Source organism: Hwanghaeella sp., assembly GCF_965227365.1.
In the GTDB taxonomy this organism is placed as follows: Bacteria; Pseudomonadota; Alphaproteobacteria; order UBA8366; family Aestuariispiraceae; genus Hwanghaeella.
Genome location: NZ_OZ245754.1, coordinates 2,522,924 through 2,540,000, shown reverse-complemented (window position 1 = coordinate 2,540,000; position 17,077 = coordinate 2,522,924). Strand labels below are relative to the sequence as shown.

Here is a 17,077-nt window from a genome sequence, read left to right as displayed (position 1 = left end):
CAAGGCGCTTGAGAGAACTGCGTTGAAGGAACTCGGCAAAATACTCCCGTAAGTTCGCGAGAAGGGAGACCTCCGCTTGGGCAACCAGGTGGGGGTGGCACAGAAATGGGGGTGGCGACTGTTTACTAAAAACACAGGGCTCTGCGAAGCCGCAAGGCGACGTATAGGGTCTGACGCCTGCCCGGTGCCGGAAGGTTAAAAGGAGATGTGAGAGCGTCGAATTGAAGCCCCGGTAAACGGCGGCCGTAACTATAACGGTCCTAAGGTAGCGAAATTCCTTGTCGGGTAAGTTCCGACCTGCACGAATGGCGTAACGACTGCCCCACTGTCTCCAACGCAGACTCAGCGAAATTGAATTCTCCGTGAAGATGCGGAGTACCCGCGGTTAGACGGAAAGACCCCGTGAACCTTTACTATAGCTTCGCAGTGGCAACAGAACCGTTATGTGTAGGATAGGCGGGAGGCTATGAAGCAGAGACGCTAGTCTTTGTGGAGCCATCCTTGAAATACCGCCCTTGATGCTTTTGTTGTCTAACCGCGGCCCGTGAAACCGGGTCCGGGACCCTGCGTGGTGGGTAGTTTGACTGGGGCGGTCGCCTCCCAAAGAGTAACGGAGGCGCGCGATGGTGGGCTCAGAACGGTCGGAAATCGTTCGATGAGTGCAATGGCATAAGCCCGCCTGACTGTGAGGCCGACAGGCCGAACAGAGACGAAAGTCGGTCATAGTGATCCGGTGGTCCCGAGTGGAAGGGCCATCGCTCAACGGATAAAAGGTACTCCGGGGATAACAGGCTGATACCCCCCAAGAGTCCACATCGACGGGGGTGTTTGGCACCTCGATGTCGGCTCATCTCATCCTGGGGCTGGAGCAGGTCCCAAGGGTATGGCTGTTCGCCATTTAAAGAGGTACGTGAGCTGGGTTTAGAACGTCGTGAGACAGTTCGGTCCCTATCTGCCGTGGGTGTACGAGACTTGAGAGGAGCTGTCCCTAGTACGAGAGGACCGGGATGGACGCACCTCTGGTGGACCTGTTGTCACGCCAGTGGCACAGCAGGGTAGCTATGTGCGGACGGGATAACCGCTGAAGGCATCTAAGCGGGAAGCCCCCCTCAAAACCAGGTCTCGCTGAGAACCGTGGAAGACCACCACGTCGATAGGCTGCATGTGGAAGCGCGGTAACGTGCGAAGCTGAGCAGTACTAATCGTTCGATAGGCTTCAAATCCTCTTCACCGCATATAGCGGTAAGAACCAACTACACATTCGCTGAGCCGGCTGAAAACAATCAGTCGACGCAGAATGAGTAAATCTCGAAGCAAATACACAAAATCTCGGTAATACGAACTCAAAACTTCAAATCTACAGCGCGCTTCATCAACATCGTCCTTCTGTTCAAGGACGGCCTGGTGGTTATGGCGGGGGAAGATCCACCCGATCCCATCCCGAACTCGGAAGTGAAAGCCCCCAGCGCCAATGGTACTTCGGCTTAAGCCGCGGGAGAGTAGGTCGCCGCCAGGCCTTCCTTGAACAGAACGACAAAAAAGCCAAACACAACACAACACCAAATCCACACCCCCCAACAACACATACAAACATCCGCGGGGTGGAGCAGCCCGCAAGAGACGGCTTAGGGCGCTGGCCCGGGCCAGGATCTTAAAGAGATACCGGGCATCCCTCGGTAAACTCAGCGCTTCAAATAGAGGTAAAACCCTCACCGACGCGGGGTGGAGCAGCCCGGTAGCTCGTCAGGCTCATAACCTGAAGGTCACAGGTTCAAATCCTGTCCCCGCAACCAATAATATCAATGGCTTAGCCCTAAACAGGCTAAGCCGTTTTTATTTGTAGGAAGCGGATATGTCCTGAGACCCGAGTTCCCTCCAGCTTAGCGCCGAGTCCTTGGGTTGATTTTTGACCTCATGCGGCTTGGTTTTCCAGCACCCATTTGGATGCGTATTCCCTTGGCGTGACGTTGCCGAGTGAGGAATGTGGTCTGTGTCGGTTGTAGTCCTCCTTCCAAGCATTGATGGCGATCCGCGCTTCCCCGAGCTCCGTGAAGAGCGTCTCGTTGAGGCACTCGTCCCGGAACCTGCCGTTGAAGCTTTCCACGAAGGCGTTCTGCTGCGGCTTGCCCGGTGCGATGTAGTGCCATTCCACGCCGGTCTCCTGGCACCATCTCAGCACGGCCATACTGGTCATCTCCGTGCCGTTGTCGGAAACCACGGTCCTGGGCTTGCCGCGTCGGGCGACGACCGCATCCAGCTCCCGCACCAGCCTGGTACCCGACAGCGACGTGTCGGCGATCAGCGCCAGGCACTCGCGGGTATAATCATCGACGACGGCGAGGATGCGGAACCGCCTTCCGTCGGTGAAAGCGTCGCTCAGGAAGTCCAGGCTCCAACGGTCATTCGGCCGGTCGGGCAGCTCCATCGGCCGGCGCGTGCCGAGCGCCCGCTTTCGGCCGCCTCGGCGCCGGACCTGTAGCTTCTCTTCCCGATACAGCCGTCGGAGCTTCTTCTGGTTCATCTCGATCCCCTGACGCTGCAGCATGATGTGGATGCGGCGGTAACCGAACCGGCGGCGTTCCGAGGCAACGGCGCGGATCTTCTCCCGAAGAGGGCCGTCATCGGGGCGGATGCTCCGATAGCGCACACTCGACCGATCGACGGCCAGAACCTTGCACGCCCGACGCTGGCTGACCTCGAAGGCTGCCTGCACATGCAAAACCGCATCGCGCTTCGCACCGGGCGTTACCATTTTTTTGAAGCGACATCCTTCAGGATGGCGTTGTCCAGCATCTGCTCGGCGAGCAACTTCTTCAGACGGCGGTTCTCATCCTCCAAGGCCTTCAGCCGCCGGGCATCGGAAACCTCCATCCCACCGAACTTGGCCTTGTACTTGTAGAACGTCGCCTCCGAGATCCCGTGCCGGCGGCAAACGTCCGCCGTCCGCTCACCCGCCTCCTGCTCCTTCAATATCCCGATGATCTGCTCTTCAGTGAACCTGCTGCGCTTCATGTTCCGTCTCCTTCACGGTGACGGACTCTACTCTAAAATGGAGGAAGTTCAGGGTCTCAGGACAGATAGGAAGCGGGTGGGGCGGAAGATGGCGGTCTGAAGTGGTCCCGGATATCTGGACAGATCGTTACAAAGAACACGCTTCGCCTATACGCCACCATCTGGAATCTCAGCCGCAGCTGTCACCACACGATAGCTTGTTGAAAGTGCCTCGCCAAAATGCTTACGGCCACAGATTATCTTTCGGCGTTCATCGGGCCGCAGATCGTTCAAATCGAGTGACCCTTTGGTTTCTCGGACCAAATAAAGCCGCTCTTCATCGTTTTCTGGATCATCAATGACGATTGCCCAATCTGGATTGTAGCGCCCGATAGGCGTGTCGATGGTGAACCAGTCTGGAAGCTTGATGTAGAGTTCGACGTTCGCCATTTTCTCAAGGCTTTCGGCAAACGGCTTCTCGATTGTCGGAGAGTCCCATTTTACACCATCGTAAAGGTGTGTTCCGCCCACACCTGCGACCTCTTCGCTCGGAACGAGGTAGTCTTCCCAAGTTTGAATTTCCTCAGCAAACTGCGTCTGCTCGTACCATGATCCGTCTTTCTCATATTTGATCCCATTGACCATCTGGTCTGCGAGTTTGGCCTTGAGGATGTTGACCGCGGTGATCGCGAACTCGTGTGGGTTCTCTGTGGCCTCGCTACGCTTGGCAGTCTTCTGAAACACTTCAAGCAGCGTGCGCCGTGACAGTCGCATCGGCGGTGAAGTGTTCTCCATCAGGCTTTCCATCACCTCGATCAGGTTCGGGAGAGGATAGCGGCCAACGAGGTCGACAGCGGTCTTTGCTCCGCTGAGAACGATCGGTTCGAAGAAATCTTCGGCGTCATCGACACGAATGTTTGCCTTGGAAACCGTAATCCTCGGCTTGCTGATGGTTGCCTCATCAAGCTCCGCCACTGTATCCGCCACCAGCTTCGCGGTGTCGATCTGCACTGAATACCGTGTCTTGTGCTTGATCCTCTCCCACAGCTCCTTGAACTCCGGTCTGAGGAAGAACTGCTTCCGAAGCTTGATCGTCTTGCGTTTGCGCTGATTGGGCGGCGGTGGTGGCACACCGTCCTTACCATACTCACGCTCGATCTCGCTTTGCAGGCCAGAGACGAAGCGTTCGTAGGTCTCACTTGCGATCACGGTCAGAACGTTGATTTGCTCGTCCTGAATACGGTCGCCGTCCTGATTGACCGGCAGGCGAACACCGCGCCCGACTTGCTGGCGGCGTTCGGTATCACTGCCAACTTCGCGCATAGTGCAAATCTGGAAAACGTTCGGGTTGTCCCAACCCTCGCGCAGCGCGGAGTGCGAGAAGATGAACGCAACCGGCTCGTCAAAGGAAAGCAGCCGCTCCTTTTCGCGCATAATGAGGTTGAAGGCTTCGTCGTCCTGCTTTGTCTTCCCCGTGCTGTCTAGAACCTCCGTCTCGCCGGACTTCTTCGTCTTCGTTGCGAAGTAGGCTTTCTGAACATCGGCGGCTTTGACATCCTTCCACTCGTCGTACCGCTGTTTGATCTCGTCAAACGCCTTCACGAACTTCAGCTTCAACTTGCCATCGTCGGGGGCGTAGTTGTCCACCTTGTCGATAAAGAAGAGGGACAAGACCTTGATGCCTTGATCCTTTAACCGTCGTTGACGGCGGAAGTGCTCTTCGATGGTGAAGGCGATTTGCGCCTCGAAGATCGCGTCTCGGTCGGAGCCTTGTTCGCCACCAAGTGCCAGCTCTTGGTTGTTGGCGAACCGGATGAAGCCTGAACCGGGGTTGATCTCGTCGACCACGAACCCTTCGTATTCGGCGCGACCGGTCTTATCGACTAGACTATCGCCGCTGCGCACCGTGATGGGTTTCTCTTGGATCTTGCCGGTCGCCATAAGCTTGTGAACGCTCAGCTTGGCGGTGACAGTTCGCTTGCTCGCGCTCAGCTCTTCGACTCGAACGAAAGGCAGGTTGTCGTTGTCCTGCTGAACCACCGATGCGATCTCGATCCGCTTCACAAGCCCTTGGCGGTAGGCATCGAACGGGGTTAGTCGATAGACTACATTGTAGGCGTTGCGGTGGGTCGCACTGTAGCGCAGGGCGCAAATCGGGTTGAGCGAGGCCAACGCTGAAACCGACAGATCGCTTTCCATGTTCTGCGGCTCGTCCAAAATCAGAACGGGCCGCGTCTCTTGGAGCTGGTAGATGGGCGGGTCCAGCCCCTCACGCACTTGACGAATTACGGTCTCGGCGCGTTTGAAGGCGTCGATGGTCATCACCATAATCTCGATGCCGTCAGAGAGGGCGAAACCGGATACCTGGCTCTTTCGGGCGGAGTCATAGACAGTGAAGTGATACGGCGGCTTGCCGAACAGCTTGTCGAAGTGGGCTTTTGTCACTTCCAGCGTTTTCTTGACGCCTTCGCGCACGGCAACCGAGGGCACGACGATGATGAACTTGCGCATGCCGTAGTTTTCATAAAGCCGCAGCGCGGTTCGGATGTAGACATAGGTCTTCCCGGTGCCCGTCTCCATCTCGACCGAGTAGTTGGAGAAGGTCACGTCTTCTTCACCGCGAAGAGTCTCGACCTTGGCGGACAGTGTTTCCAGCTGGTCGTCTTGGCCCAGCCCCCGGTCGCCCTGAACCTTCTGCAGGTTCGCAAGGAGCTGGTCGGGCGTAAGGTCCAGCCGGTTGGGAACAACCTGAAACGTCGCACCTGATGGCACGGTGAGCTGATTGCTGACGAAGGCCTGACCGTCGAACAGACCCACGACGCTCTCGACTGCATCGACCTGATATTCCTGATCGCTGTCGAACTTGAACTTCATGGTCTCAGATGACCCTCAGCCGGCATTGCAATGCCAAGTTGGCGGCGAGCGTGTCGTCCAGCGCGGTATCGCGGCAAACGAACGTGTAGTCCTTGGTAAGGCCCAAGGGGGCTACAGCATCCAGTGTGAGGGCCTCGTCCAGACAGATGATAAAGCTGCGATCCCCATCAGATACACGCCAGAAAGTTGGTCCGCTTCCAATGCCTAGCTCCTCTATCTTGGCGGTCAGGCTGTAGCCTTCGCGTAAGGCGATCTCCCAGATCACGTCTTGCAGCTGCCAACCGGGGGCTAGGCTGTCGGTAAACGCCTCGAGTTGCGCTGCATAGGCATCGGGGTCCTTGTGGGCGACACCTGTCCATTTTCGAAGGCTAGTCTCCTTCAATTGAAACGCCCGCAGTCTCGCTTTCTCCGCAAAGTCATCGCCAAAGTCACGTTTTAAAGCGGCCTTTAGGCGAGCTATGCAGATCGACGAAATAGTCGGGAAGTCTTTACGTTCCGTTTTAAACGGCATTTGCACTGAGATCGTCTTTCTAGCTCCACCGTCAGCCTGATTCTTTTGAAAGACGGCGTCGGCCAACGACCCGGACCCTGCAAAGAAATCCATCACAAGAGCATCATTTGGCCCTGCACCGATATCAACAAGGTGCCGAAGCATCTTTGTTGGCTTTGGATTGTTGAAGACTTTCGGTCCAATAAGGTCCGCAAGCTCCTGAGTTCCATCCCGATTGCGCCCATGAATTTTATCTACAAGCAGGGTTCTTGGCGTAATACCCTCTGCAGGCTCCCAAGTCTTTGTATATATTCTCCACTCATCCGTCTTCTTATCCTTAAGGAAGACTAGCTCATCACGCCTGTCTTTAACGGCTTTCTTTCCCCATCTCCAAGCAGTCGTGGGATTTTCCGGGTTTGGTTGTGGTGGCGAGACGTAAGTACCGTCCGGACATTCAATGGGAAAGTCCATCTCAGCACTGTAAGTAAGACTTGTTTTGTCCAGTCTCTCAAGGTAGTAGCGCCGCCCATTCTCTGAACGATTGTATTTCGCAGTCATTGCGGGGCTTTCAAGAAAAACTGGAGAAACACCAGCTCGGTCGATGTCACGCGCAAAGCAAATCACATATTCATGCTCAGCTGCGACGTATTCACTATCGTCGCCGCCACCTGCTTTTCTCTTCCAAACAAAGGTACAGATATAGTTCTCGTCACCGAAAACCGCTTGAAGCAGACGTTTGAGGTTCTCTGCCTCACGGTCATCAATGGAAACCATGATAAGACCGTCATCTCGAAGGAACTGCCGCGCCAAGGAAAGCCTTGGATACATCATAGACAGCCAGCCTGAGTGCAGCCGACCGGACTTGTCTTGTTCGCTGGTCGTGTCGTCTCCACTGTCAGTGCGCTGCCCAGTGAGTTTTAGGTATAGGTCCAACGGGTCCGCAAAGTTGTCAGGATAGATGAAATCCTTGCCCGTGTTGTAGGGTGGGTCGATGTAGATCAGCTTTACCCGACCGAAGTAGGACCGGTAGAGCACCTTGAGCACTTCAAGGTTCTCTCCTTCGATGAAGACGTGCTGTGCCTCATCGAAGTTGATGCTGTTGTCGGGGGCAGGAGCTAGAGTGGCAGATGACGGCGCTTGCAGCATCGCCATTGCATCCCGCTTGCCCGCCCAAGTGAAGGTGAACCGCTCCGGTCCGTCCTCCATCTTGTCGCCAAGAAGGGCTTGAAGGGCATCGACATCCAGCTTCCCGTCCGAAAAAGCTTCCGGCACCGATGCCTTGAGCCGGTTCAGCAGCTCTTCGCGTTGGTCCGGGGTGTCATGGTCAATCTGTTCAACGTCGGGTCTGTCTGTCATTTTTGCCCTTCGCGGCTCCGCCTAGATTTTCGGATTTGGGAACGATTGCAGTGGCATGGCTGCATGGTCATCGGAACATTGCAGATCGTCGTGAATGTTGCCAGATCAATCTGGCACTAGGCGGGCTAGGATAAGCGGGCATGGGGCAAATAAGGCGCGTGAGCCCTGTACGCTGCGTTTGTCCGCTTTCATTCCGATTTTGGACAGTTGGGCTAGTAGTGTGAACCTTATAGGGGGCGCGTTGCGCTTCAGGAGTCACATTGAATACTCGAACCCTTGGGGCGGTTGATTCTTGAGAAGCGGGACAGCTTCATAGCCAGCCTCCTCGATCTCTGTTTGGATTACGTCACTCGGAGCATATGTCCATCCAATAACCTTATTGTGCCTCTCCGGGTCGCCAAATCTGTGCGCTATCTGAGAGTGCAGTTCTCTTGTCTGAGTATTCAGTTTTTGGGTGGCCTCGAAATCCACTGGCTTATGTGTTGGCGTCCAGCAGCCGTATGGCGATAACGGCCATGGGCTGTAAGTCTTGTGCTTCCAGTTTTCTGGCCACCATCCATTGCAAGAAATCTTAACGGCAGATGGCAATTCATCGCCGCGCTGCTCTTCATGTATCCAGATTCTGAGAAGGCCTTTGCTTTTCTTCTGTCTGAAGAAGTCATAGTCACGTAAAGACATCGAATCGAACGGAAGATCACTGGCGACGTGTGAAGGCGGTGAGCCAATTACTGATTCACAAACACGAATGGCGTCGTCGGGACTAATACAAAACCATTCGCGGCCTCTGGCACCAGGCGCAAATGCGAATTCTCTTAGCTGTTGGTGAGATTTGCTCTCCGCATGTATGTGCTCGTCATTTGGAAGTCTCCAAAGAGCAACAACGGAGAGGCCCCGGATTGTGCAATTCATGGCTCGTCTAAATCTTTCTCGAATTTCTTTTTCATCCCCCTTTCTTCGACCAACTTTGACCATACGGTCGTTACCGTTTTCACGGAATATATAGAGCCAACCAGACATTCACTGCACCTTTACAAGTATAGACTTCGAGCGGTCGAACATAGTGTTCAGAACCGCTGGATTTCGCAATTAGCTACCTGGCGAGGTTACGTAGTTGGGTAGGGTCGGATCAGGACCACCGTTGCGGTTCCAATCGGCACGAGCGTTGGCCATGCGCAGCTGTAGCAACTGTAGCCGATGTTTCCCGCCTTCGGTCTTAGGTGTCGCTGTATAGTTTTCTACCATCGTCAGCGGCTCTAGGAACGGCGAGAAGCGTGCTTGCGGTGACGTTCGGCAGATTAGGTTGTTCTCTTTGAATGCCTGTATACGGGGTTCGCCCGCTCCCCCCTCGCGCTCTTGCTTCTTGATGCGCTGAAGTTCGCCACCGGAACCGTCCGGGGTGTATATGCGACCGATCTTCTCTTTCTCTGTATCCAGCTCTTTCCAGAAGGCTTTGAATGCGCCGAGCGGCTGCGCAAGCTTCATGCGGAACAACTCGTGGAATAACCACGCGATCTCCGGGTTGGGGCGGCCATTCAGGTCATTCGGTTTGAATGGATACTTAAGGGCCTCTCGCGGCTCGCTGAGCTTGCCGCAATCCCGCCAGTGCGCGCCCAACCGCGTCCGCGACCAGCTCAGGAATTCGCTCCATTCGTCGTCGTCGAGCTTGCGGCGCGGTATATAGAGCACGTTAGCGTGCGGATGGTATTCCCCTTCCGCATTCACGGTGAATTCCGTTCCACGGTACACGACTTCGATATCAAACCGAGCGCGTGCTTCAGAGGCCCATCGGGATACATCACGCCCTAGCTTCTTAATCGTTTCTCGAAGCGCTCCGAATGCGGGGATGCGTTTTCCTGCTGTCACTACCGCATAGCGCATGTATCGCCCGCCATCGGCGTTCCGCTGAAAGTAGATAAGTGCATTGAGCATACCTTGTCGCTCTCGCTGGGCGACGACAGGAAGAAAGCGGATTGGCCGAAATTCCCTAAGCATTTCGACTTGGCCTGTGACTTCACCGACTAGCACGACTTGGCCGCGATCCTGGCGAGCGGCGATGCCTTCACCCTCAAGCTGGTCCGCTAGCCGTTTGGTTTGTTCAAGTAGTTCTTGGAAACGCCTTCGGCCCGATTCCCAAAGTTGGGTCGGGACTTGCTGGCCTGTGTTGTGCGCGAGTACGTCCTTAAAGCTAGGCCGCGCCTGTTGCACGGGACGTTGTGCGCAGGTTCGAGGCTTGAGCCTTGACGTGCGAACTCGCTTGATGGGCCGCGCCCTTCGGGCGCGCGGAATTGGTGTTGGCGCTCCGCGCAGGGGCCGCTTTGGGTTTTAGGGGCGGGGAGGGAGCGCGAACCCTTAGGGGTTCGAGCATGGCGGCAACCGCCTCGGAAGAGCCTAAGGGATTGTGGCCCTTTGAGGAACGCACGCAGTAGCGGTGGTGGGTACCCTTAAGATTAAGCTTAAGGGACCACCCGTTAGTGGAGGGGGCGGATGCCCTTAAGGCACCCGCCCCTCTAAGGGGAGACCGGAGGGGAAAGGCGGGATGATGCCCGAGGCTTTCCCCAATCCCAATTGCCTTAGGACCTGTTTCCGGAATCCGCCCCCAAAATCCCCGGCGGCGCGGCCAGCCCCGCCGAGGCAAAACCCTTACATATACATAGGGTGCTATATATGTATGCGGTTTCATGCGTGGCCCCCGTTGTTGCGCGGCTGAGCGCTAACAGTAGGAACCCCATAATGATGAGTCGTGCTCAGAAGGAATGCGCGATAGCCAAACATGTGCAGGACCATGCATTGGCACCGGCGACAACGTTCGCTGTTGCACCCAATCATGCTGCGGCCTCGGAAGTATGTGCGCAGCGGAGTCGCTCGCACCATTCGATAAGATCGCGGCGGCGATACCGGATCGACCGCTTCGAGACTTTGATGAACTGCGGTCCACCGCCCCTAACGCGCCAGTTTTGAATAGTGCGGATGCTATGGCCGAGAAACTCGGCGGCCTCGGCCTCATTGATTAGCCGATCCAGATAATCAGCGTCATGGTCGTAGTTCGTGGTCTGCACTGCTGCCTCCATTTGTTGCGGCTATGGAGGGAACGTGCGCTGACCAGCGTTCTCAAAAAACGTCTATAAATCCCAAAAGGGTTTTGAGAACTTTAGCCTTTGGATTTCAATTGTTTAGTTTCGACCAATTCGCTGACACGTTTGTATAACGTCTTGTCACTCAGCCCGCGCCGGTCACCGGCCTGGTCGGGATAGAGTTCGTCGAGCTTATCGAGAATAAGGTTGAATAGCGCCTTTATGTTTTCCGGTCGGTCGGGAATACTTCCCTCTTCGTCGAGAGCCCAGAAAGCGGCCTCGATCTGCTGTTGGCGCGACGGACGGCCTTTCGCGGTTTCTGTTGGCCGCTCGACCTTTTTGGATTGGGTGGGCGCAACTGGCCTTACAATTCTGACCGCGATAAATTTGAGGCCGTTGCCTTCAACCTTGTCTTTTTCCCAATGAATCCAGCCTGCCCATACATCTGGTGGGATTTGGACGGCCTTCGCGTCAGGTGTTCGGGGTAGGGCATAGCCGAGGCCAATCAACTGGCCGTTTGTCAGGAAGCGGGTGAGACGCTCATTGAGCAGTCGGAGAATTTCGGATTCTTCATTGGTTAACTTGCTCGCTTCCAGGTATCGCGGATCTTCCAAGACTGGCACTGAGTCCTTCTTGTCGGGGTTGGACATGGACCCAATCCGATCGGAAATCACTTGAAGAAACGCCGAGGTGGGGTTCGCTTTTCGTATTTGAGTGTAGCGCTCAACAAGGCTGCGTTCGCCAAACCGGATTCGCGCTTGGTGGAGTGTGAGCCCTTCATCCCAGTTCATTGTGTTGCATGTCCCGCCATTCGGTAACCATTTTCCACGCCAAACTGCGTGTTTCTATATGTGCTCCACAACTCAAGTTGAATCGCTCCCCGATAGCCAGGTCGCAACTTGGCCGGAAACCCGAGCGGCTGCACTCTCAATCGGATCGTCCGCCAAGTGCGCATAGCGCGCTGTTGTTTGCAGTTGGGAATGGCCAAGCAGTTTCCCGATCATGAGTACTCCTTCATTCATGCGGGCGGCGCTGGCACCAAACGAGTGGCGCAGGTCGTGAATTCTGACGTCATCCAAACCAGCGCGAGCGCGTACGCGGCGCCATGGGTGTTGCAGGTCGGTCAAGTGTGCGCCCGGCTTCTTTCCGGTGATTACGTAGGGATTATCGGTGAGCTTCTCGATACTTGATAGAACGTCCAATGCGGCGTTTGAGAGGTAGATGGTTTTTGCGCCTGTTTTCGAATCCGGAAGCCTTAGCCTGTTGCCCTGAACATACTCCCATTTGAGCGTCTGGATTTCACCGAGACGACAGCCTGTCAGGATCAATAGGCGGATCGCGTTGAGCGCGGACGAGGATTCCTCGCCAGAGGCTTCAAGCTCGCTCAGCGTCTGTCCCAAGCGGCTAAATTCCGCAGGCGACAGATATCGCTCGCGCTTTTTCTCTTCGTATTTCTTCACGTGCCGGCAGGGATTGGTTCCTTCCGGCCGGAGACCCCAAACCTCGGCCTGGTTGAACATGACCGATAACACGCCAAGAGTCCGGTTGGCCTGATACGGGATATCGCGGTGCGCGTGATGAAGGTCGGCAATATCGGACCGTTCAACATCCGCCACTTTCATCGCCCCAATGCGCGGCTTGATGAACAAGTCCACGTTCCGGCGGTACTCCTTTTGCGTCGAAGCTTTGCAATGGGAGGGCACATACTCGCTCATGAAGCGCTCGCAAAGTTCCGCGACGGTCGGTGCCGTCCGTTTTCGGCGTGCGTCCTCGGAAGGGTTCTGCCCCCGAGCCACGCCGGACAGAAGCTCGCGTGCGTATTTGCGGGTTTCCTCCGCCGTGACCACGCCATGCTTTCCGAGCGTTTTCCTACGCGTGCGGCCACCGCTGTCCCGATATTGAATCAGGTAGACTTTTCGGCCCTTAGGCCAAACTCGGATACCGAATCCCGGCAGCTCGTCGTCCCATTCAAAATAGTCCTTGTCCCGAGGTTGCAAGGCATCGACTGTGCGCTTGCTTAGTTTCGCCATTGATGTGCTTCCTTTCTCGTTACAGGAAACATATAGGAAGCATTTGACAGCGAAACACAAGGATTTTGAGAGTGGGTTGGCGTAAGGTGGTATCCAATAACATGCTAAAATATAATGATAAAAAGGAATTTAGAGAACTTTAGAGTAAACAAGGGATAAGCAAATTAACTAACTCATAACCTGAAGGTCACAGGTTCAAATCCTGTCCCCGCAACCAATAAAATACCCGGCCTCGAGCCGGGTTTTTTATTGGTTATGGGGCCATGGATCAGGAACTCGCAAGACATGGCAAGCCATGTCTTGCACAAGGTTCATTCGAAGCAAAGCGGAGACCTGGGAGCGCAGGGAAAAGCCCGAGCACCCGCAATCCTGTCCCCGAAACCAAACAGCAAAGCCCCGCACAAAGCGGGGCTTTTTGTTTGCACATCACCGGGGCCCCTTCGCCGCAGCCGTCACTGTGCAAAGATGCAAGGTTCTCTTGCAGTATTCCGCATTGTTCCTGAAAAAAAATTGATGCGTGGTATGTCCGCCTTCGGAACGGTGCCGGAGGGAAATTGATGTCGGTGAAGATCGCTCGACAATTGAGGGGAAACGCAAATGTTCCTTCCGAAAGAAAATCGAAGATTGTACTTCGATCTCCTCGGACCCGAGGGCGCCGCACAAACGGTTTGCCTCGCGCATTCCTTGACTGCGGACAGTTCGATGTGGGCTGAACAGGTTCCCGAATTGCTGGCCTCCGGTTACAGAGTGCTCCGCGTAGACATGCGCGGCCACGGAGCCAGCGAAACCGTCTTCGGCGACTATACGATGGATGAGCTCGCTGACGATGCCGCCCATGTCATCACTGCCCTGGATATCGGGCCGGTCGATTTCGTCGGTCTGTCGATCGGCGGCATGCTGGGGCAGTCGTTGGCCCTCCGGTATCCGGACCTGATCCGGTCCGCGTTGTTCGCCGATACCCTGCCGGCTTCCGTTCCCGCCGCCGAGTCCGTTTGGATTGAACGCAAGAGGACGGTGCAGGATGCGCAATCCCTGGCCCCGCTGGCAGAGAGTACCATGGCCCGATGGCTTACTGCCGAGTTTCGGGAAAAGCGTCCCGGACGATGGCGTCAGATCTTCGAGAGTATTCTGGTGACGGATGTCGCCGGCTTCCTCGGTTGCGTACACGCGGTGCGCAGCTTCGACTTCACGGGGCGCTTGGGCGAATTGAAGCCGCCCGCTTTGGTGGTGTGCGGCGCGAACGATCAGGGGACGCCCGCCAGCGAAAATCGTCGGATGTCGGAAATGATCCCAGGTGGCAAATATGTCGAGATCGCCGATTGCCAACATTTCCCGAACGTCGAACGGCCCGATGAATTCAATCGGATATTGATCGATTGGCTGAACAGGTCTTGAGGGGAGGGCGTAGCGTGGAACACGGGTGTGGCAGATTATCCGGTAAGCGCATATTCGTCACCGGTGCTGGCCAGGGGATCGGTCTTGCCAGCGCCTTGGCGATGATAAGGGAAGGCGCGGCGGTCGTGGCGACGGACAAGGACCCCGTGTCGGTGGAAAGGCTGCGGGGGGTTGAAGGCGTGATCGGTGAGGTCATGGATGTGACCGACAGTCGCCGCGTTCAGGAGGTCGCAGAGGCGGTCGGGCCGGTTGACGCTCTTTTCAACTGCGCGGGATACGTGTCCGAGGGAACGATCCTCGATTGCTCGGAAGAGGAGTGGGACCGGACTCAAGATATCAACGGGACGGGCACCTATCGTGTGATCAAGGCGTTTCTTCCGGGCATGCTGGCGCGCGGAACGGGCAGTATCGTCAACATGTCGTCGATGGCCTCGACCGTGAAAGGCGTGCCCAACAGATTTGCGTATTCCGCGAGCAAGGCGGCGATCCTGGGCATCACCAAGGCGATTGCCATCGATTTCATTCGCGACGGAATACGGTGCAATGCTGTATGCCCCGGCATCGTGGACTCGCCATCCTTGCGAGAACGGCTGTCCCGCATGGGGGATGCCGAAAAGGCAATGGAGGCATTCGCCGCGAGGCAGCCGATGGGGCAGTTGGGCATGCCTGAAGATATCGCGCCGCTCATCGTCTATCTTGTATCCGACGAGTCGGCCTTCGTCACAGGATGCATGTATTCGATTGATGGCGGCATAAGTCTCTAGTGTACCGTCCATAAAAAGGAGGAATGACATGAATCTCTCGAAGGAAGAAGTCGATGAATACAACGCCAGAGGCTACCTGACGAAGGAAGGGCTCTTTACTGCCGAGGAGGTCGCGGTATTGAAACACGGTTTGGATGAGATACTGGACAAGCATCTGGATCGCCCTGAGGTTGCCATGGAAAAGAATGGAAAGGCTCCCCGGCTGATCTACGGTGCGGACAAGTATACCGATGAGTTCTACAAACTTTCACGGCATCCGCGTTGGATTGAGGTGGCCAAGCAATTGGTCGGCGACGACGTCTATATTCATCAGCTTCGCATCAACCCCAAGCGTGGATTTGATGGAGAAGGATTCTGGTGGCATCAGGATTACGGAACGTGGCATTACGAAGACGGGATGCCTACGCCCAATGCGTTGATGATCGCCGTGTTCCTGGATGACATTCTGGAAACGGCCGGGCCAATGTTGGTAATTCCGGGATCTCATCGCCTGGGTGAGATCGAGGATACGGCGGCCGACCCCGACAAGACAGGCTATACCGTCATGGAGGTAAAGGGCGACACGGTAAAACGTCTTGCCGACGAGAATGGTATAGAATCTCTGACCGGCAAAGCTGGCACGGCTGTCTTTATCAACTGCAATCTGCTTCACGCGTCGGCCGGCAATGTTACGCCTTGGCCGCGCACGTTGCTGTTCATCAATGCAAATTCGGTGAAAAACGCACCAACGAAGCAGAAGCGGGCCGAGTACCACAACAATCGCGACCATAGTCCGCTTGTACCGCTATCGGACGACTGCTTATTGACGGCAAAAGTGCCTGCTTAAGGAACGAAGGATTAACGCCTGCACGTCCGGCTCATTCCGGCGTGCGGGTGTTCGTCCTTGGGCGTATGGCCGTTTACGGCGAGGCGGGTGGGAGCCGGCCGTCGAGGGATTTGCTAGTAGCGTCGAGTTTTTTCCCGGTCAGCGGATATCATTGACCTGTTCGGCCAAGTTCCACAGTCGTTTCGACAACAGGTCGCCGACAAATTTCATGAAGGTACGGACTCTGGCCGTGTAGCGCAGGTCGGGATGGGTCACGATCCAAAGCGGCAGGCTCAGATCAGGGATCGTGTCCGATATCCTTATGAACTCGGGATGGTTTTTCTCCATGAATGTCGGTAGGAATCCCACGCCGATGCCTGTCCGCAGCATTGCCGCCTTTGCATTGAAGAAATCAACGCGGGCGACGACATTTGCCTCCGCCAGGTTGGTTTGCGTCCACCTGTCGTAGACCCGCGTCGCAGGGTCCAGTTCGAAGGTCACCCAGGGCGCGGTCCGGATCAATGTCTCCACCGGCGTGATTACCTGCGGCAGCGTGTTTTCCCCCCGCAATGCGTATACGGCGTATTGCGTCATGCCGAGTTGCCGGCCGAACAGGTGTTCCGAAACCTGAGCGGACAGGCGTACGGCAACGTCCGCCTCGCGTCTGTTGGAGGTGGGGGCAAGGTCGATGCGGCGGCTCGAAAGATCGCTGAGGACCGCGTTCTCGACCACTTCGACCTCGATGCTTGGATAGGCTCTGACGAATTCGGCAAGGGGCTCCGCCAAGAGGTGCTCCATGACCGCGAAGGCGGTCACGACGCGTAGAGGCCCCTCGAGCGTCCGGTCGGCGCCGAGGATCTGCCGTTCGATCTCATCGGCCTTCTGCTCCATGGATCGCGCCTTCTCGAGAAGGGTCAAGCCGGCATCGGTCGGCTCGTAACCGGTGCGTTGCCTGTCGAACAACCTAGTGCTGAGTTGGCTCTCGAGAGCATCGAGACGCCGCAGCACCGTCGTATGATTGACGCCGAGCATTTCGGCCGCGCCCAAAAGCGTGCCGGCGCGACCAAGCGCAAGGACGTATCGAAGATGATCCCAATCAATACGCGACATTTGGACCAATGCCTTCAGAGAGTGACTAAGAGCGGTGCCGGAAGTTGGCACCGTTCAGGCGTTTCGCCGGATGCGCCGACAGGGAAATCGACAAGCATGGCTATCGCTTCGCGAAGGCCGCCCCTGTATTTTATGGCTCCGTGCATGATGCGACAAGGGCCTGGCAAGGCCTGGAAAGCCCAGGTTTTCAG

Annotated in this window: 12 protein-coding genes, 1 tRNA gene and 2 rRNA genes (1 of these 15 only partly in view); 6 read left to right on the top strand and 9 right to left on the bottom strand. The window is 56.1% G+C overall.

All coding sequences use genetic code 11. From position 1 onward, the window contains the following. The 3 genes from ACQK2G_RS11575 to ACQK2G_RS11565 all read left to right on the top strand — a co-directional run. Window positions 1-1,223: ribosomal RNA gene (locus ACQK2G_RS11575) — 23S ribosomal RNA — on the top strand (it extends 1,518 nt beyond the left edge of the window). Between the two features lie 177 nt (window positions 1,224-1,400). Further along, window positions 1,401-1,516: ribosomal RNA gene (gene rrf / locus ACQK2G_RS11570) — 5S ribosomal RNA — on the top strand. A gap of 200 nt (window positions 1,517-1,716) precedes the next feature. Then, window positions 1,717-1,793: transfer RNA gene (locus ACQK2G_RS11565), tRNA-Met, on the top strand. Window positions 1,794-1,912: 119 nt separating this feature from the next. Here the strand turns inward: ACQK2G_RS11565 and ACQK2G_RS11560 are convergent. The 8 genes from ACQK2G_RS11560 to ACQK2G_RS11525 all read right to left on the bottom strand — a co-directional run bounded on the left by ACQK2G_RS11560 (window position 1,913) and on the right by ACQK2G_RS11525 (window position 12,812). Further along, a protein-coding gene (locus ACQK2G_RS11560; RefSeq protein WP_425404068.1) for an IS3 family transposase occupies window positions 1,913-3,012 on the bottom strand; the annotation gives its coding sequence in 2 pieces (ribosomal slippage) (window positions 1,913-2,760 and window positions 2,760-3,012; 1,101 coding nt in all). Between the two features lie 147 nt (window positions 3,013-3,159). Beyond that, window positions 3,160-5,865, bottom strand: coding sequence for a DEAD/DEAH box helicase family protein (locus tag ACQK2G_RS11555; protein ID WP_425405184.1), 2,706 nt, complete (start codon window positions 5,863-5,865; stop codon window positions 3,160-3,162). Window positions 5,866-5,869: 4 nt separating this feature from the next. Further along, window positions 5,870-7,711, bottom strand: coding sequence for a site-specific DNA-methyltransferase (locus ACQK2G_RS11550; protein WP_425405183.1), 1,842 nt, complete (start codon window positions 7,709-7,711; stop codon window positions 5,870-5,872). A 255-nt stretch (window positions 7,712-7,966) separates the two neighbouring features. Next, on the bottom strand, window positions 7,967-8,728 hold the full coding sequence (locus tag ACQK2G_RS11545; protein ID WP_425405182.1) for a GIY-YIG nuclease family protein: 762 nt from the start codon (window positions 8,726-8,728) through the stop codon (window positions 7,967-7,969). A gap of 69 nt (window positions 8,729-8,797) precedes the next feature. Beyond that, window positions 8,798-9,640, bottom strand: a complete 843-nt coding sequence (locus ACQK2G_RS11540) for a hypothetical protein (protein WP_425405181.1) — start codon at window positions 9,638-9,640, stop codon at window positions 8,798-8,800. An 893-nt stretch (window positions 9,641-10,533) separates the two neighbouring features. Further along, window positions 10,534-10,767 carry a helix-turn-helix transcriptional regulator gene (locus ACQK2G_RS11535; protein ID WP_425405180.1) on the bottom strand — a complete coding sequence of 78 codons (234 nt, stop codon included), beginning with the start codon at window positions 10,765-10,767 and terminating at the stop codon, window positions 10,534-10,536. Between the two features lie 92 nt (window positions 10,768-10,859). Beyond that, the gene (locus ACQK2G_RS11530; RefSeq protein WP_425405179.1) at window positions 10,860-11,573 is read right to left on the bottom strand and encodes a hypothetical protein; all 714 of its coding nucleotides are present in this window, start codon (window positions 11,571-11,573) and stop codon (window positions 10,860-10,862) included. A 72-nt stretch (window positions 11,574-11,645) separates the two neighbouring features. Next, complete coding sequence (locus ACQK2G_RS11525; protein ID WP_425405178.1) at window positions 11,646-12,812, bottom strand: tyrosine-type recombinase/integrase; 1,167 nt, start codon at window positions 12,810-12,812, stop codon at window positions 11,646-11,648. Between the two features lie 597 nt (window positions 12,813-13,409). Between ACQK2G_RS11525 and ACQK2G_RS11520 the strand changes: the two genes are divergently transcribed. From ACQK2G_RS11520 to ACQK2G_RS11510, 3 genes are read left to right on the top strand one after another with little or no spacing between them, the layout of a single operon-like run. Continuing rightward, entirely contained in the window at window positions 13,410-14,207 is a 798-nt protein-coding gene (locus ACQK2G_RS11520; protein ID WP_425405177.1) for an alpha/beta fold hydrolase, read from the top strand. Window positions 14,208-14,221: 14 nt separating this feature from the next. After that, on the top strand, window positions 14,222-14,971 hold the full coding sequence (locus ACQK2G_RS11515; RefSeq protein WP_425405176.1) for an SDR family oxidoreductase: 750 nt from the start codon (window positions 14,222-14,224) through the stop codon (window positions 14,969-14,971). Between the two features lie 28 nt (window positions 14,972-14,999). Beyond that, window positions 15,000-15,797: a phytanoyl-CoA dioxygenase family protein gene (locus tag ACQK2G_RS11510; RefSeq protein WP_425405175.1), complete on the top strand. Its 798-nt coding sequence runs from the start codon at window positions 15,000-15,002 to the stop codon at window positions 15,795-15,797. A gap of 138 nt (window positions 15,798-15,935) precedes the next feature. Here the strand turns inward: ACQK2G_RS11510 and ACQK2G_RS11505 are convergent, their stop codons facing one another. Further along, entirely contained in the window at window positions 15,936-16,886 is a 951-nt protein-coding gene (locus tag ACQK2G_RS11505; RefSeq protein WP_425405174.1) for a LysR family transcriptional regulator, read from the bottom strand. Window positions 16,887-17,077 lie beyond the last annotated feature (191 nt).

Excerpts from the sequence above, each read along its gene's own strand:
- ACQK2G_RS11530 (WP_425405179.1), bottom strand. The coding sequence starts at position 11,573 with ATGAACTGGGATGAAGGGCTCACACTCCACCAAGCGCGAATCCGGTTT.
- ACQK2G_RS11550 (WP_425405183.1), bottom strand. The coding sequence starts at position 7,711 with ATGACAGACAGACCCGACGTTGAACAGATTGACCATGACACCCCGGAC.
- ACQK2G_RS11510 (WP_425405175.1), top strand. The coding sequence starts at position 15,000 with ATGAATCTCTCGAAGGAAGAAGTCGATGAATACAACGCCAGAGGCTAC.
- ACQK2G_RS11505 (WP_425405174.1), bottom strand. The coding sequence starts at position 16,886 with ATGTCGCGTATTGATTGGGATCATCTTCGATACGTCCTTGCGCTTGGT.
- ACQK2G_RS11540 (WP_425405181.1), bottom strand. The coding sequence starts at position 9,640 with ATGCTCAATGCACTTATCTACTTTCAGCGGAACGCCGATGGCGGGCGA.
- ACQK2G_RS11555 (WP_425405184.1), bottom strand. The coding sequence starts at position 5,865 with ATGAAGTTCAAGTTCGACAGCGATCAGGAATATCAGGTCGATGCAGTC.
- ACQK2G_RS11545 (WP_425405182.1), bottom strand. The coding sequence starts at position 8,728 with ATGTCTGGTTGGCTCTATATATTCCGTGAAAACGGTAACGACCGTATG.
- ACQK2G_RS11520 (WP_425405177.1), top strand. The coding sequence starts at position 13,410 with ATGTTCCTTCCGAAAGAAAATCGAAGATTGTACTTCGATCTCCTCGGA.
- ACQK2G_RS11525 (WP_425405178.1), bottom strand. The coding sequence starts at position 12,812 with ATGGCGAAACTAAGCAAGCGCACAGTCGATGCCTTGCAACCTCGGGAC.